14 protein-coding genes are annotated in these 15,955 nt (G+C 29.4%); 1 reads left to right on the top strand and 13 read right to left on the bottom strand.

What is annotated here, in order from left to right; translation table 11 throughout:
* Nucleotides 1-65 precede the first annotated feature (65 nt).
* Nucleotides 66-509 (top strand): MarR family transcriptional regulator, encoded by a 444-nt coding sequence (locus tag ACKU3H_RS04030; protein ID WP_320035695.1) that lies wholly within the window; start codon nucleotides 66-68, stop codon nucleotides 507-509.
* Nucleotides 510-545: 36 nt separating this feature from the next.
* Here ACKU3H_RS04030 and gatB read toward each other — a convergent pair whose 3' ends face one another.
* From gatB to ACKU3H_RS04095, 13 genes are all read right to left on the bottom strand, one after another.
* On the bottom strand, nucleotides 546-1,970 hold the full coding sequence (gene gatB / locus ACKU3H_RS04035; protein WP_320035696.1) for an Asp-tRNA(Asn)/Glu-tRNA(Gln) amidotransferase subunit GatB: 1,425 nt from the start codon (nucleotides 1,968-1,970) through the stop codon (nucleotides 546-548).
* A 12-nt stretch (nucleotides 1,971-1,982) separates the two neighbouring features.
* The gene (locus ACKU3H_RS04040; RefSeq protein ID WP_320035697.1) at nucleotides 1,983-2,807 is read right to left on the bottom strand and encodes a peptidyl-prolyl cis-trans isomerase; all 825 of its coding nucleotides are present in this window, start codon (nucleotides 2,805-2,807) and stop codon (nucleotides 1,983-1,985) included.
* Nucleotides 2,808-2,877: 70 nt separating this feature from the next.
* A complete protein-coding gene (locus tag ACKU3H_RS04045; RefSeq protein WP_320035698.1) occupies nucleotides 2,878-5,718 on the bottom strand; it encodes an FAD-binding and (Fe-S)-binding domain-containing protein in 2,841 nt (946 codons plus the stop codon).
* Between the two features lie 166 nt (nucleotides 5,719-5,884).
* Nucleotides 5,885-7,258 carry a TRAP transporter large permease subunit gene (locus ACKU3H_RS04050; protein ID WP_320035699.1) on the bottom strand — a complete coding sequence of 458 codons (1,374 nt, stop codon included), beginning with the start codon at nucleotides 7,256-7,258 and terminating at the stop codon, nucleotides 5,885-5,887.
* Nucleotides 7,255-7,887: a TRAP transporter small permease subunit gene (locus ACKU3H_RS04055; RefSeq protein WP_320035700.1), complete on the bottom strand. Its 633-nt coding sequence runs from the start codon at nucleotides 7,885-7,887 to the stop codon at nucleotides 7,255-7,257. Before ACKU3H_RS04055 ends, ACKU3H_RS04050 begins: the two co-directional genes overlap by 4 nt.
* A gap of 107 nt (nucleotides 7,888-7,994) precedes the next feature.
* Nucleotides 7,995-9,065, bottom strand: coding sequence for a TRAP transporter substrate-binding protein (locus ACKU3H_RS04060; RefSeq protein ID WP_320035701.1), 1,071 nt, complete (start codon nucleotides 9,063-9,065; stop codon nucleotides 7,995-7,997).
* A gap of 106 nt (nucleotides 9,066-9,171) precedes the next feature.
* Nucleotides 9,172-9,813 (bottom strand): response regulator transcription factor, encoded by a 642-nt coding sequence (locus ACKU3H_RS04065; RefSeq protein WP_320035702.1) that lies wholly within the window; start codon nucleotides 9,811-9,813, stop codon nucleotides 9,172-9,174.
* A 3-nt stretch (nucleotides 9,814-9,816) separates the two neighbouring features.
* Nucleotides 9,817-12,006 (bottom strand): ABC transporter substrate binding protein, encoded by a 2,190-nt coding sequence (locus ACKU3H_RS04070; RefSeq protein WP_320035703.1) that lies wholly within the window; start codon nucleotides 12,004-12,006, stop codon nucleotides 9,817-9,819.
* A gap of 22 nt (nucleotides 12,007-12,028) precedes the next feature.
* Nucleotides 12,029-12,613, bottom strand: coding sequence for an LUD domain-containing protein (locus tag ACKU3H_RS04075; RefSeq protein ID WP_320035704.1), 585 nt, complete (start codon nucleotides 12,611-12,613; stop codon nucleotides 12,029-12,031).
* A complete protein-coding gene (locus ACKU3H_RS04080) occupies nucleotides 12,603-13,982 on the bottom strand; it encodes a lactate utilization protein B (RefSeq protein ID WP_320035705.1) in 1,380 nt (459 codons plus the stop codon). The genes ACKU3H_RS04075 and ACKU3H_RS04080 overlap by 11 nt, the downstream gene beginning before the upstream one ends.
* The gene (locus ACKU3H_RS04085; protein ID WP_320035706.1) at nucleotides 13,982-14,722 is read right to left on the bottom strand and encodes a (Fe-S)-binding protein; all 741 of its coding nucleotides are present in this window, start codon (nucleotides 14,720-14,722) and stop codon (nucleotides 13,982-13,984) included. Before ACKU3H_RS04085 ends, ACKU3H_RS04080 begins: the two co-directional genes overlap by 1 nt.
* A gap of 65 nt (nucleotides 14,723-14,787) precedes the next feature.
* Entirely contained in the window at nucleotides 14,788-15,351 is a 564-nt protein-coding gene (locus ACKU3H_RS04090) for a class I SAM-dependent methyltransferase (protein WP_320035707.1), read from the bottom strand.
* The gene (locus tag ACKU3H_RS04095; protein ID WP_320035708.1) at nucleotides 15,351-15,788 is read right to left on the bottom strand and encodes a dCMP deaminase family protein; all 438 of its coding nucleotides are present in this window, start codon (nucleotides 15,786-15,788) and stop codon (nucleotides 15,351-15,353) included. The genes ACKU3H_RS04090 and ACKU3H_RS04095 overlap by 1 nt, the downstream gene beginning before the upstream one ends.
* Nucleotides 15,789-15,955 lie beyond the last annotated feature (167 nt).

Here is a 15,955-nt window from a genome sequence, read left to right on the forward strand (position 1 = left end):
GATTTCTATAGTTGCTTAAGTAATTTATAAAGTTGTATATGCAACTATATGAAAAGGAGTTTATAATGAAAAAATTAAAAGATTTTTCTGTACCTTATAGAGTAGCTCAAACTGCAAATAAAATAAATCAATCTTTGACAAAAGTATTAAAAGATTTTGATGTTGCACCTGAACAAAGAGCTATATTGGATTTTATAGATCAAGATAATACCCTTTCACAAAATGAATTGAGTAAAAATTTAGGTAAAGATAAAACAACTATATCAAGAACACTTGATGCTTTAGAAAAAAAATCTTATATTGTTAGAATACCTACACAAGAGGATAAAAGAGTAAAAACTATAAACCTTACATCTGAAGGACAAAGGGTATTGGATAAAACTAAAATAGTAATTGAAAACTTTAGAGAAGCAATGATTGAGGATCTATCTGAAGATGAGGTTGATATTATGTTTAAGCTTTTAGATAAAATTTCAAATAATATAGATAACTATTATGAAGAAAGTTAAATAGTGTAGTTACAAAGTAGAGTTATCTCTACTTTGTTATGATAATCTTTGTTTTAAAAGTTCATTTACTTTTTGTGGATTTGCACTACCTTTAGATGCTTTCATAGTTTGACCTACGAAGAATCCAATTAGTTTCTCTTTACCAGCTTTATATTCTGCAACTTTATCTTCGTTTGCTGCTAATATTCCATCAATGATTTCTAATAAAGCTCCATCATCAGATACTTGCTTTAATCCCAATTTATCAATTGATGAATCTACATCTAAAGTTTCATTTTCAATTAAATAATCTAAAACCTCTTTAGCTGCTTTCCCAGAGATTGTATTATCTTCTATTCTTTTTACTATTGTAGCTAGAGTTTTTGCATCAATAAATGAATCTTCGATTCCTGAACCATCAAGTCTTCCTAATAGTTCAACAGTAAGCCAAGTAACACCATTTTTACCTGAAATACCCTCTTTCATCATCTCATCAAAGTAGTTTGCCATCTCAACAGAAGCTGTTATAACTGAAGCATCATACTCTTTGATTTTATACTCTTTTACAAATCTCTCTTTCTTTTCATCAGGAAGTTCTGGGATTTTTGTATATTTTTCCATCATCTCATCTGTAATGATAAGTGGTAAAAGGTCTGGATCTGGGAAATATCTATAATCAGCAGCGTCCTCTTTACCTCTCATTGATCTTGTTTCTCCAGAATCTGGGTCAAATAGTCTTGTTTCTTGAACAATCTCTTTATCGTGAACTCCATCTTCCCAAGCTTCAATATGTCTATTTACTTCATATTTGATTGCTTTTTCAATAAACTTAAATGAGTTCATATTTTTAATTTCACATCTAGTATAAAGGTTTGTATCACCTTTTGGTCTAATAGATACATTAACATCACATCTGAAACTTCCCTCTTGCATATTTGCATCAGAGATACCTAAGTATCTAACTATTGAGTGAAGTTTTTTAAGATAAAGAATTGCTTCTTCTGCATTTCTCATATCAGGTTCTGAAACAATCTCTAAAAGTGGAGTCCCTGCTCTATTTAAATCCACGTGAGAAACTGAACCTGCATGGATATTTTTCCCTGCATCATTTTCTAAGTGTGCTCTTGTTACACCGATTTTTTTATTAGTGCCATCTTCAAAATCGATTACAAGTTCACCTAAACCTACAACAGGTACTTCAAATTGTGAAATTTGGTATCCATTTGGTAAGTCTGGATAAAAATAGTTTTTTCTATTAAATATCGATTTTGTATTGATTTGTGATTTAAGTGCAGTTCCTAACATAATCGCTTTATGCACTGCTTCTTTATTTAAAACTGGTAATGCTCCAGGTAAACCTAAACAAGTTGGACATACATTTGTATTTGGCTCTTCTCCAAAACTTGTTGCACACGAACAAAAAAGTTTAGATTTAGTATTTAACTGTACATGGACTTCAAGACCAATAATTATTTCAAACATCTATTTCCTTTATTATCTTACTATTCTTATATCTGCAGATAGTTTTAATTTTTCAAAATAATCTTTTAAATATTTTTGTTCTCTATCTTGCATAATAATATTAAAAATTCTATCTCTTACATCTTCAAAAGCAATAGTTTGTAGATTTTGTTTTTGTAAAATCATAAGTGTCACATATTGATCTCCAGCTGTAAAAATAGGAGTAAATTGATTGTTATTTGTTTCATTAATCATATATCTAAGTTGTGGATTTAAATTTCTTTGATCTAAATCTATTGGTGAACTATTTACATCAGGAAGAGCTACCATTGGATTTCTCATAGCACTTTCAAGACTTTGTCTATTTGTTGAGCTATATTGTACAGCTTTAACATTTGTAGCCATTGTAAACATATTTGAGTTGTTTTCATAATATATTTTAAGATCTTCTTCTGTTGCAATTTTTATATTTCCTCTTACAAGTTTATCTGTAAGTTTTTGTCTTAAAATCATATTTTTAGTTTGCTTTTCATAAGCATCATAATCTTTATATTTTTGTTTTATAACAGATTTAAATTGATATAAGTCCATACCATTAGATGCGGCTATTTTTTCCAAATAATTATTCACATCAAATAGATCTACTGTGATATTATGTTCTTTTATTAATTGATTAAAAAGTGTTTCATCTATTAATTGAGCTACAGCATCTTCTCTTGGAATATTATATTGTTGTTTTGTTTTTTCAATATCATATAATGTAATTGGTTCATCATTTACAGTTAGAGCAACTCCATTAATTAACTCTGCAAATGATACAGTAGCAGCCATAAAAAGGGCTAGTATAATTTTTCTCATTTTAATCCTTTCACATAAAGACAGATATTTTACCAAAAAAATGGTAAATATCTGTTTTATAAAAAAAAGATTAACAGTTTTTTGCTTTTGTTACCTTATCAATTAAGTAGAAAATTGAGTTATAATCTAAGTCTGAGTGTTCACTTAATCCAATTTCACAAGTTTTAGAAGTACTAAATGCATATTTTGCATTTTTTGTATCTTCTTTTAAAAATCTAAGTGCAGAATCGTTTAATTCTGGGAAATTAAATCCTCTATCTCCTGCAAATCCACAACATTTTACATTATCAGGAACAATTACATTTGTTGAACACATATTAGCAAGTTCAATAAATTTTTCATGTAATCCCATTTTTCTTGAACTACAAGTTGTGTGAATAGTAATTGCTTCATCAATCTTCTCAAAATCTAATTCAGGTGATAAAAGTTCTAATGCAAATTCTATAGGTTCATATAGTTTTATATCTGATTTAAAGTTTCCAATCATCGTTTTAGTACATGGACTTGTATCACATAAAACTGGATATTGACCAAAATTGCTTATCTCATTTAACTCTTTTTCTAATTCATCAGATTTTATTTGTGCTTGCTCTTTAAAACCTTTTGATGAAAAAGGCATCCCACAACATAAGTTTTCCATATTATTAGGGAAAAGTATTTGAAAACCAGCTTTTTTTAGAAGTTTGATTGTTACATCAAATAACTCTTCATCAACTGTAGTTTTTGAATTTCTTCCCATACTTCTATTTATACAAGAAGGGAAATATACAACTTTTTTATCTAGTTGTTGTTGCTCAAAATTTGTATTTATCTTTATAGATTTTGGAAGATATGGGCTCCATTTTGGTATTTTCCCATTTGACCAATCTCTAAATGTAGATGTGATTGATTCCATACTTGATGTTCCAAGTATTTTATGAACTAAATTTGCTCCTGATAAACCAACTCTCATACCTTTTAAGGTAGTTGAATAATTATTTGCAATTTTTGAAGCTATATTATTTGCCGTATCACTTATTTGTTCAGCTCTTAAGTATTTTGTTAAACTTCCTGTATCAATTTTTACAGGACAGGCTGTTGAGCATAAAGAACATGCAGCACAAGTTTCTAATCCATCATATTGATATGCATCCATATACTCTTTTGCTTCTTCATTTTCCCCTATAGATTCTAATCTTGAGATCTCTCTATTTACTACAATTCTTTGTCTTGGTGTTAGAGTAATATCATTTGATGGACATGTTGGTTCACAAAATCCACACTCTATACATGTATCAACTAGATTATTAGTTGCTGGCATAGCTTTTAGGTTTTTTATATGAGCTTCAGCATCATCATTTATGATTACACCAGGATTTAAAAGCCCTTTAGGGTCAAATAGCTCTTTTATTCTTTTCATCATTGAGTATGCAGTTTTACCCCACTCTACTTCAATAAATGCAGCCATGTTTCTTCCTGTACCATGCTCTGCTTTTAAGCTACCTTCATATTTAACTGCAACTTGATTTACAACATCATTCATAAAGGCATCATATCTTTTAACCTCTTCATCTGTTGAGAAATCTTGTGTAAATACAAAGTGGAAGTTCCCTTCTAAGGCATGACCAAAAATTAAAGCTTCGTTATAGTTGTGTTTTTTAAATATCTCTTGAAGTTCAAGAGTAGCTTGTGCAAGGCTTTCAATTGGATATGCAACATCTTCAATAATTACTGTTGTTCCTATATCTCTTACAGCTCCTACTGCTGGAAATAAACCTTTTCTTATTTTCCAGTACATAGTGTACTCTTTTACATCAGTTGTAAAATAGAAATCTCTAACAACTTTAAACTCTTCTAAAAGCTCTTCAATCTCTTTAATTTGTACTTTTAATGCTTCGTCGCTTACTGCTCTAGTTTCGATTAAAAGAGCTGTTACCTCTTCATCAAAATCTTTTATAAATTCTGGCATTGCTGGGTCGTTTTCTATACTTCTAAGCCCTGCTCTATCCATAAGCTCAACTGCATCAACAACTATTGTTTTTGAATCCCTAGCAAGTTTCAATTTTGTAACAGCACTACAGGCTTCTTCTACATTTTTAAAGTAGATTAGTGCACTTGCTTTATCTTTTAAATCCTCAACTGTTTTATAAGTAATCTCTTCAATAAAAGCTAAAGTTCCTTCACTTCCAATAATTAAGTGTTGTAGGATTTCAAATTCATCATCAAAATCTGTTAGGGCATTTAGTGAGTAACCGCAAGTATTTTTGATTTTGAATTTTCTTTCAATTTTTTCTTTTAATTCTTTATCATTTTTTGTTTCTGTTGCAATTGCATTTAAACTTTCTAAAAACTCTTTATGTGTCTGTCTAAAACTATTTTTACTTTGTTCATCTGCTGTATCAAGCTTAGTTCCATCTGCAAAGATTAATTTCATAGAATCAACTGTTTTATATGAGTTTTGAGAGATTCCACAACACATACCAGATGCATTGTTTGCTGCAATTCCACCTATCATAGCTGCATTTATAGAAGCTGGATCGGGACCAATTTTTTTAGAAAATGGTGCTAAAATATTGTTTGCTTCTTGTCCTGTAAGTGCAGGTTGAAGTGAAATAAGTGATTTATCTTCTGAAACTCTAAAGTCTCTAAAGTTTCTTGATGTAACAATTAAAATTGAGTCACTAATCGCTTGTCCTGAAAGTGAAGTTCCTGCTGCTCTAAATGTAACACTTAGTTCCATCTCGTTTGATAGTTTTAATATATCTTCAACCTCTTTAGAAGTATCAGTTTTAATAACTATTTTTGGAATAAGTCTATAAAAAGAAGCATCTGTTCCATAAGCTAATGTGTGTAATTTATCTGTAAAAATCTTTTTTGTATCAATTTGTTTTGATATTTCGTTATAAAAATCTTGGTATTTACCCTCTAACATTTTAAATCCTTTATATATTTTTTATTCTGAATTTAAAATATGGTATCACTCAAGACGTGGGACTGTATAGATTCTTTGTTGTGGATCGTTTATAAATGAAAACATTTTGTCACACTGTTTTAATATAATGTTTGAAATAAGTTTAATACAGTGTGACATTTTATACCTACATATCTGCTGACATTCCAAAAAATTCTGGATAGAAAGCAACTATTCCTAAAACAACTATTTGGATGGCAATAAAAGGTAAAACCCCTCTATAAATATGACCTGTAGTTACACCTGCAGGGGCACAACCTTTTAGGTAAAATAAAGAGAAACCAAATGGCGGAGTTAAAAACGATGTTTGTAAATTCATGGCAATTAAAATTGCAAACCAGATAGGATTTATCCCTAAGGTATCAGCTACTGGTATTAAAATAGGAACAATAATATATGAAATTTCAATAAAGTCAATAAAGAATCCAAGGATTAATATTGCTAACATTGTAAAAATTATGAATCCCCATTTGTCATCACCTGGTAGACTTAGCATAACATGTTCAACAATCTCATCTCCACCTGTATATGAAAATACCATAGAGAATGCAGTTGCTCCTATTAGGATACCAAATACCATAGATGTAATTTTAACAGCTTCTAAAGCTGCTTCTTTAACAATATTTAATGAAAATGTTTTATAAACAACAGCTAATAATATTGCACCAATACAACCTACAGCTGCAGATTCAGTTGGTGTTGCTACACCTTCAAATATTGAACCTAATACTAAAATTATTAGTGTTAATGAAGGGATAATATCTATTAATGCTTTTATAACTTGTTTTTTCTTATTTCCTCTTGCTGGATCAGCTGGAATTGCAGGAGCCATATCTTTTTTTATAAAAGATACTACTAATATAAATAAAATATACGCACCAACAAGTGCCAGACCAGGTACTAGTGCAGCTTTGAAAAGGTCACCTACTGGAACTTGAAAAACATCACCTAAAATGATTAGTACAATTGAAGGAGGAATAATTTGCCCAAGAGTTCCTGAAGCACAGATAGTTCCGGTGGCAAGTTCTGTGTTGTATTTGTATTTCATCATAACAGGAAGAGAAATAACTCCCATAGCTACAACTGATGCTCCAACCACTCCCGTAGAAGCAGCAAGTAATGTACCAACTAACACAGTTGAGATAGCAACACCACCTCTTATCTCACCAAATAAGAATCCCATAGATTCTAAAAGTTTTTCAGCAAGACCTGTTTTTTGTAGAATAATTCCCATAAAAATAAACATAGGAATTGCCATAAGAATAGTACTTTGTTGAATTGAATAGATTCTAAATGGCATATAATCAAACATTGATATACCTTCTACCCATCCCTCTTGCAATAAAGAGATTAAAGCTTGTCCCTCTTCTGCATAAGAAAATATTTCAATAAAACCTGCAAGAATACCAAAGAATACCGAAACTGCCGCAAATGTAAAAGCAACAGGAAAACCAATAATCAGCATAAATAATGCTGTAAAAAACATCACTATACCAATCATTTACTTGTATCCTCTTTTTTTGTATTTTCATCTTTACCATCAATATCTACAACATGAAATTTATGTTCTTCTAATTCACATTGAACTTGATGCATATCTTCTTTTAAGTTGTAATTACTGTATTCTTTACTAATACCTTTAAATACATTTAGATTTTTAATAAAAAACCCAATTGATGTAATAATTAAAAGTAAAAAAGATAAAGGAATTAAAGCTTTTACTATCCATCTATAAGGCAAACCACCTGGGTCACCACTTTGTTCCATCATTGTATACGATTCAACTACTGTATCTATTGAGCTTAAACCAACTAGTAGTGAAATAGGTAATATGAATAATACAGTACCTACCATATTGATTAAGGCTTTTTTTCTTGGAGATAATTTATCATATACAAGGTCAACTCTTACATGCCCATCCTCTTTTAGAGTATAAGCAATACCAATTAAAATAATTACAGAGAATAGGTGCCATTCCATCTCTTGCATAGCAATTGAACCGGTTTTAAAGAAGTATCTCATAACTACATCATAAAACACATTTAAAATCATTAGTACCATTGCTATAGCAGTTATAGTTCCGATAAAATCTGCGAATTTATCAAAGCCACGTTCTAACTTTAACAACATTAAATTTCCTTTGGGTATTTTTTAATAAGTAAGATAAACATAATTTATTATATTTACATTGCTTATTAGTATATAGCAAACCCCCTTAAAAAAGGGAGTTATTGTTTTTATAAATTATCTTTTAAGTAGATATAGTCAGACATCTCTGTCCATTTTCTAACTTTTTTCTGATAAGCTTCTTGTGAATCTAAAATCTCTTTTAATAAAGGATTATTTGCAGTCATCTCTTGTCTTAATTCAGCATTTGCTTTTTTCATAGCATCCATAACTGGTTTTGGGAATGTTTTGATTTTGATATTTGGATAATCTTTCTCAATAGAAGCCCAAGCTTCAGCACTCATATGGTAGTTTTGAAGATACATATCAAAAGCACTTGCTTTCATTGCAACAACTAAAATCTCTTGTAAATCTTTTGGTAATTTTTTATACGCTCTTTCGTTGATTAAGAATTGTAAATCTAATCCTGGTTCATGCCATCCTGTATAGTAGAATGGTGCAATTTTATTGAATCCCATGTTGATATCCATACCAGGTCCAACCCATTCTAAAGCATCAATTGTTCCTCTTTCAAGTGAAGTATATAATTCACCTGGAGCAATATTTGTAACTGTTAATCCTAGTTTTGACATGATTTCCCCAGCAAATCCTGGAATTCTCATTTTAAGACCTTTTAAGTCATCAACACTATTAATCTCTTTTCTAAACCATCCACCCATTTGGTTTCCTGAACTTCCACCAGGGAATGATAATACTTTATGTTTTTTATAAACTTTTTCCATTAATTCCATTCCACCACCATAGTAGAACCAAGAATATTGTTCAGGTGTAGTCATACCAAAAGGCATTGTTGAGAATGGTAATGTATTAATATCTTTACCTTTCCAGTAATATGATGCAGAGTGACCCATGTCATATTGACCACCTTTTACCATATCTAAAACACCAAGTGGTGCTTTGTGTTTATTAGCAGCATCAACTCTGATGATTAGTCTTCCATCAGACATCTCTTCAACCATTTTTGCCATTTTTGTAGGTGCATCAATAAATGGGTGTAGTGTTGGTCCCCAAGTTGTAGCCAATTTCCATTTATAAACTTTTTTTGCTAATGCTGATGTCCCTAATCCAGCAACAAGTGCTGCAGCAACTAGCAGTTTAGTAGAATTACCAAACATTTTCATTGTGATCTCCTTAGTTTTTTTGTGTCTCTCGATTTAAATTGTAACGACACCAAATGAAAAAAGTATGATAATTTTGACATAATTTATAAATAAAAGGATGCTTTAATTAACTGTTGAAAATATACCCAGTATCAACAACAGTTTGAATATATTCTTTTGGAAGGCTCTTCCTTAGGCGTCTTACTAGACTTCTAATTGAATCAATAGAAGCAAATGATCCTTCCCACACATAATTTTCAATCATTTCATATGATAAAACTTGATTTTTTTGTGTTAAAAATAGGTTCATAAGAAGTCTTTCTTTTTTTGTTAACCTTGTAGAGGTATCATCAATAATCAAAGTTGAAGACTTATAGTCAAAATATGAGTTCTCATCAAATTTAACTCTTTCATCTTTTATTTGACAAAGCCTTTCTATTTTTATCTCCAGTTCATCAATAAAAAAAGGTTTTTTTAGATAATCGTTACATCCAAAATCGTAAGATTCTTTAATAATATCAAGTTCAACAGATGCACTTATGATTATAACTGGTACATCTTTATAAAATTCTCGTATTTTTTTTAGTATTTTTATCCCATCTACATTTGGTACATTTATATCAAGAATAAAACAAGAAAAACCTTCTGTGATGTTGTCATATGCTTCTTGCCCATCTTCAAAATTAAATACTTTGTAACCTTTTAATTCTAATCTTTTTTTTATTGTAGTATTTAGTTTTTTATTATCTTCTAGAAGGAGTATTTTCACTGCTTATCCTTTGTTATGATGCAATTTAAGGGTAAATACAACATACTTACCTCTATTTTGGGCTGTAATTAATCCACCCATTTTATCTTCAATAATAACTTTTGCCATATAAAGACCAAAACCTGTACCATCACTTTTTGTTGTAAAATATGGCTCAAAGATTTTGTCTACTATTTTTTCATCAATATTTCCACCATCATCCATTATCTCAATAGTTGTAAAGTTTTCACAACTTGAAATATTAATGATTAGATTATATTTACTTTCAGAGTTTTTTTCAATAATTTTATTTTTCGCATTATTAATAAGGTTTAATAAAACTTGCTTAAATTCATTTTCATAACCATATATAAGAAGTTCAGATTCTTCATGATCATAATTTAGTTGTAAGTTAATATTTGAATAGTAGATTTGTTTCCCTAATATCTCAAAGATTTCATTAAATGACTCAGTAATTGAAAAAAGAGTTTTTGTTGTTGATGGTTTTAAAAAATTCCTAAAATCAGTTAAAGTTTTTGACATATACTTTAATTGAATCATTGAATCATTAACAAACTCTTCAACTTGGGTGTCTTTTAACTCATTTAATAAAAACGAAGTTTGTATATCTTGAACTTGGGCTGACAACTCTACTAAAGGTTCATTCCATTGATGGGCAATTGCAGCAACCATATCACCCATCTCTGCTAATTTAGCTTGTTGGATAATAAACTGTTTTTGTTGGATTCTATCTGTAATATCATCCATAACACAAACAATACCACCAATTGAACCATCATTATTTAAATATACGGCTTTATTTATAATTATATGTTTCATATGATTACTTGGAGTATGCAGAGTCATTTCAGAAGTGTTTGTTCCAAGTGTTGCCATAATCTCTTCATCAATCAGTGCATTTTTAAAGGCAATATCTGGTGGGAAAAAATCTTTAGCTGTTTTTCCAATAACTTCACTTTTTGACATATTTACTAATTCTGAAAAGGCTTTGTTACAACCTATAAACTTACCCTCTTTATTTTTGTAATATATTGGGTTTGGTAGGGTGTCAACAAGTACTTTATCAAATTTTATTCTATTTTGTAAGGCTTTTTCTACAATTTTCCTTCTTTGAATATTTGCTCTCATAGAAAAAACCATAATTAAAAGCACCGTAATAATTGTTATTGTAAGAACTACAAGTTTTGTATATTTTTTTATAAAACTGTGAGGTTCATTTATAATTTCATAGTCTTTAACTACATTTTTAATATCTAAATCAAATCTATTTGTTTCATCATAATCAAAAAGGTATCTATTGGGTGATTTTTCTAAAATAGGAATATCTTTTATATCTGTTCCATTTAAAATTCTAAGAGCCATATTTGATACAGCATCTCCTTGAGCAATTGCAGAAGTCATTAGCCCTCCAACTACTCCATAATCTAAATAAAAATCCCAAAGACCATAAATAGGTACATTACTTGCTTTTCTAATCTGCATTACACTTTGTTTATATGTAAAGAACTTCCCTGTACTATCTTTAAATAATAAAACTAAAAGTATGGCAGTATCTTTAACATTTAAATTTGTAATTTTTGTTTTAAGATGTTCAATATCCATATTATCAATATATTCTATATTAACTTTTTTTGAATATTTATCCATTATAGGAATTAAGTCTTTTTTCATGGCAAGACCAGTTTTCGATTGGTCATTTATGATAATTAAATTTTTTATATTTGGTTGAAGGTTTAAAATAAGTTTGAAGTTTTTTTCTAAATCTACTTGTTCTACTACACCACTTATATTATTTAATAAGTTTGCATCCTTTGGAAGTTCATCTTTTTTGAAATTATTGATTCCACAAAAAAGAAGTGGGGTGTCCTTAAAAAGTTCTTGATAATATTTTACTGCAAAATCAAAAGCATTATTATCACTAGCTATTACTAAATCGAACTTTCTATTAGCTAATTGTTCTTTATATAAAGCATAAAGTTTGTCGATATAACTTGAACTACCTACCCTTTTTGTATCCATATAAAGGACAGTTAGCTCAATATCTTCTATATCTTTGAATTTTTTTTCAACTTCATTTATTATATCATCACTCCATTTATACCCTTTGTGATAAGAGTTTAAAAATAGTACCTCTTTACTTTGGGCATAAAGGAAGTTGATAAAAATAAAAACTATAATAAAAAGTTTTTTCATGCTTACCTCGGTTAGGTATATATTAATCTACAAATATAACATATCCCGACTTAGGTCCGTGTGCTCCAATAACTAACGATTGTTCAATATCTGCAGTTTTAGAAGGTCCACTTATAAATGCTCCATATGTAGAGTTTACAAAACTGATTTTTTCATAAGCTTCATGCATATTATGAACAATATTGTTTTTTTCTACAACTATAATTATATTTTGTGCAATAAAATATAAACTTCTATGTCTGTTATCTTTATTACTAACCCAAACAGCACCATTTTCTGCAACTGCGAATTCACCTTTTATTATAGCTAAATCTATATCTTTTAGATTGTGTGGGTCAGATTCTTCATTTGCTTTAAAGTTATCATTTGTAAAGTATTCACTGTTTGAAGCAATCACTTCTTCATCTGGATATAAAGTAGAGATTGTTTTTTCAAGTTCCTCTTTTTTTATAAATAGTGCATTACCCCCTACACTCTCTAACATTGTAGAAAATTTTTCATAAGGGTCATCATATTTAATTCCAAAATTTGTATAACTTGGAAGCTCACTATCTTTTACTTTATTGTTGTTTCTTATATTTGCAAGAATTTGTTCTTTACTTGTCATTTTGAAACTCCTCTTTATATAATTCTTTAAAACTTTTTGCTGGCATATTTGGAATATCTCTTTGTTTTCCCCATACATTTAGTTTACTATAAACTAATGCTTTTGGAAGGATTGGTACAATTTTTCTAGCAACTTTTCCTAATAATGAGAATAATGTTGGTTTATTCATAAGCCAAACAGCAGCTTGCATACCTAATCTTTTTTGATTTGAGATTATATTTTGCTCTCTTAAATCTTGTCTGTGTGTATATAGTTGTGAGTCCAAATCAATTTTTACTGGACATACATTTGAGCATGAACCACATAATGAACAAGCAAAAGAAAGGGTTTTGTGTTTTTTAGGATCTCTAAATGTACTTAGTGTTGAACCAATTGGTCCAGGAATAACATAATCGTAAGAGTGACCACCACTTCTTCTATATATAGGACAAGTATTCATACAAGCACCACATCTAATACAGTTTAGGGCTTTTTTATATGATTCTGATTGTAAAAATGGTGTTCTTTTATTATCAACTATTACAATATGCATTTGTCCACCTTCAATTGGACCATGAAAATGTGAAGTATATGAAGTAATAGGTTGTCCTGTTGCACTTCTTGCAAGAAGTCTTGTAAATACACTTAAGTCTTCAAGTCTAGGGATAACTTTTTCTATCCCCATACAAGCAATATGAAGATTAGGAACACTAGCTCCCATATCTGCATTTCCTTCATTTGTACAAACTACAACTCCACCTGTTTGGGCAATTGCAAAGTTTACACCAGTAATACCAGCATCAGCATTTAAAAACTTTTCTCTTAAGTGACCTCTTGCTGCTCTTGTTAAATATGTTGGGTCAGAGTTATTTTCATCTGTTCCTATTTTTTCATGGAAAGTTCTTGCAACATCCTCTTTTTTCAGGTGAATTGCAGGTAAAACAATATGTGAAGGTGGCTCTTGTCTAAATTGAACAATTCTTTCACCTAAATCTGTATCAACAACCTCTAAACCTTTTTCTTCTAAAAATGGATTCAGGTGACACTCTTCCGTTAACATCGATTTTGATTTAACTACTTTTTTTACACTGTTTTCTTTTAATATTTTATATACTATTTCGTTGTGTTCTTGGGCATCTTTTGCAAAATGAACTTTAATACCTTTTTTACTTGCATTCTCTTCAAATTCTAAAAGATATTTATCTAAATTTGCCATTGTATGGCTTTTTATTTGGTCTGCATAAGCTCTTAAAGTTTCCCATTCTGGAATAGATTTAGAAGCTAAATCTCTTTTTTCTCTTACAAACCATAAAGCTTTGTCGTGCCAATGCATTCTTTCGTCATTTTTTACAAACTCTTTGGCTTTTAGTGGGTGGTTATGAATACTCATTAGAATTCTCCTGCTAGTATTTCAGTTATATGCATAACTTTTAGAGGTTTTTTATCTCTATTTATAATCCCTTCCATATGCATAAGACATGACATATCTGCCCCTGTGATTATTTGTGCATTTGAATCAAGATGGTCTTTTATTCTATCTTTTCCCATAGCAACAGAGATATCTTCTTCTGTTACACAAAAAGTTCCACCAAATCCACAGCACTCATCATCTCTTTTTAGTTCAACAATTTCAATATCTTTTACAAGAGATAAAAGATTTTTTAACTTATTATTGTATGGAATATTTAATTCACTTGCACTACCTAAACCTAAAGCTCTATGTCCGTGACATGAGTTGTGAATTCCAACTTTATATGGAAAAGTAGTATCAATCTCTTCAATTTTTAAAACATCATGTAAAAATTCACAGATTTCATATATTGATGTTTTTACTTTATTGTAATCTTCATCATCATCAAAAAAAGGCTCATAGTGCTCTTTTACCATTGTTACACAAGAACCCGATGGAGCTACAATATAATCATAATCTTTAAAAGTTTCTACAAATTTGTAAGCTAAGCTTTTCATATCTTTTGAGCATCCAGAGTTTGCCATAGGTTGTCCACAGCATGTTTGCTCCATTGGATAATCAACATCTAAATCAAATTTTTTTAGTAGTTTTAAAGTTGCCATACAGCTATTTGGGTAAAGTTCATTCATGAAACAGGGAATAAATAGTCCAACTTTCATCTGTTTTCCTTAGGTATTATTTTAGTTTATTATTTTATTACGAATATATGAAAAAGTTATGATATTTATTTTTTTAAACATATTGTTGCATCATTTTTTAGATAATTTGAAGATATTTCAACTCTATTTGTAAGTGTGTGTACAAATCTTATTACATCTCTTTTTTTCATCAAATGCAAAGAGTTTTTCGTTAGAAAATTAAATATAAAAGCTTTTTTAGCAATTTTAAAAGATTTTTCTATAGCTTCTAAAAAATCTTCTTGATTCATAATATTTAATCCTCCACTACAAATTACATAATCTACATCATCAAATTTATCATTTAGTATATTTGCTTTTAAAAAAATATCTTTTGGAAACCTCTTTTTTGAGTTTTCAATCATAAAACTTTCACAATCCACACCAATATACTTTTTAAGCTTTAAATCATATTTTTCTAAAAAATTTAAATATTCTGCAAATCCACAACCTAAATCAATTAAAGTTGAATCTTCAATATTTTCTAAATATATAGTTATCATCTTAAATCTTAAATATTGGTTGTATTCTGATTGCCAGTGTACACCTTTTGCACTTATTCCATGTTTTAAATAAGAGTTATAATAGAATTTATGATTTAAAGTATCCATTATCTTTGTAATTGCTCTATGGTTACTCCATTGTCTTTTATAAATTTAGATACAACTTCAGAGTTTGTATGTTCATAGGCTTTATCATAAACAATTCTTTTTATACCTGCTGCAATTAGATTTTTTGAACACTCACTACAAGGCTCTAAGGTTACATAAATTGTTCCATCTTCAATAGATATCCCTTTTCTTGCTGCCCAAATTAGTGCATTCATCTCTGCATGTATCTCATATGTTTTTGACCAGTCATGGTGATCTTTTGTGTATTTATCATCCCAATGTTCACTACAATTAATATAACCTGCTGGTGTACCATTGTATCCAGTTGATAATATTCTTCCATCTTTTACTATTACAGCACCAACTTGTTTTGATACACATTTTGAAGCACTTGCTATTTCATGTGCAATATTTATAAAGTTTAAATCACTTATCATTATGGTTCCTCTTAGAATTCATATTAATTTCATATAAGTTATATAAAAGTTACAAAAAATAAAAATTCTAGATTTTGTTAAATTTTCTTCAATTTTACTCTAATAATTAGTAATTTTTGATAAAAAATCGACTGAAAACGTTTTTTTTTTAAATTTGATAAAAGATT

This window comes from Halarcobacter sp., from assembly GCF_963675975.1.
In the GTDB taxonomy this organism is placed as follows: domain Bacteria; phylum Campylobacterota; class Campylobacteria; order Campylobacterales; family Arcobacteraceae; genus Halarcobacter.

Excerpts from the sequence above, each read along its gene's own strand:
- ACKU3H_RS04030 (WP_320035695.1), top strand. The coding sequence starts at position 66 with ATGAAAAAATTAAAAGATTTTTCTGTACCTTATAGAGTAGCTCAAACT.
- gatB (WP_320035696.1), bottom strand. The coding sequence starts at position 1,970 with ATGTTTGAAATAATTATTGGTCTTGAAGTCCATGTACAGTTAAATACT.
- ACKU3H_RS04040 (WP_320035697.1), bottom strand. The coding sequence starts at position 2,807 with ATGAGAAAAATTATACTAGCCCTTTTTATGGCTGCTACTGTATCATTT.
- ACKU3H_RS04045 (WP_320035698.1), bottom strand. The coding sequence starts at position 5,718 with ATGTTAGAGGGTAAATACCAAGATTTTTATAACGAAATATCAAAACAA.
- ACKU3H_RS04050 (WP_320035699.1), bottom strand. The coding sequence starts at position 7,258 with ATGATTGGTATAGTGATGTTTTTTACAGCATTATTTATGCTGATTATT.
- ACKU3H_RS04055 (WP_320035700.1), bottom strand. The coding sequence starts at position 7,887 with ATGTTGTTAAAGTTAGAACGTGGCTTTGATAAATTCGCAGATTTTATC.
- ACKU3H_RS04060 (WP_320035701.1), bottom strand. The coding sequence starts at position 9,065 with ATGAAAATGTTTGGTAATTCTACTAAACTGCTAGTTGCTGCAGCACTT.
- ACKU3H_RS04070 (WP_320035703.1), bottom strand. The coding sequence starts at position 12,006 with ATGAAAAAACTTTTTATTATAGTTTTTATTTTTATCAACTTCCTTTAT.
- ACKU3H_RS04075 (WP_320035704.1), bottom strand. The coding sequence starts at position 12,613 with ATGACAAGTAAAGAACAAATTCTTGCAAATATAAGAAACAACAATAAA.
- ACKU3H_RS04080 (WP_320035705.1), bottom strand. The coding sequence starts at position 13,982 with ATGAGTATTCATAACCACCCACTAAAAGCCAAAGAGTTTGTAAAAAAT.
- ACKU3H_RS04085 (WP_320035706.1), bottom strand. The coding sequence starts at position 14,722 with ATGAAAGTTGGACTATTTATTCCCTGTTTCATGAATGAACTTTACCCA.
- ACKU3H_RS04090 (WP_320035707.1), bottom strand. The coding sequence starts at position 15,351 with ATGGATACTTTAAATCATAAATTCTATTATAACTCTTATTTAAAACAT.
- ACKU3H_RS04095 (WP_320035708.1), bottom strand. The coding sequence starts at position 15,788 with ATGATAAGTGATTTAAACTTTATAAATATTGCACATGAAATAGCAAGT.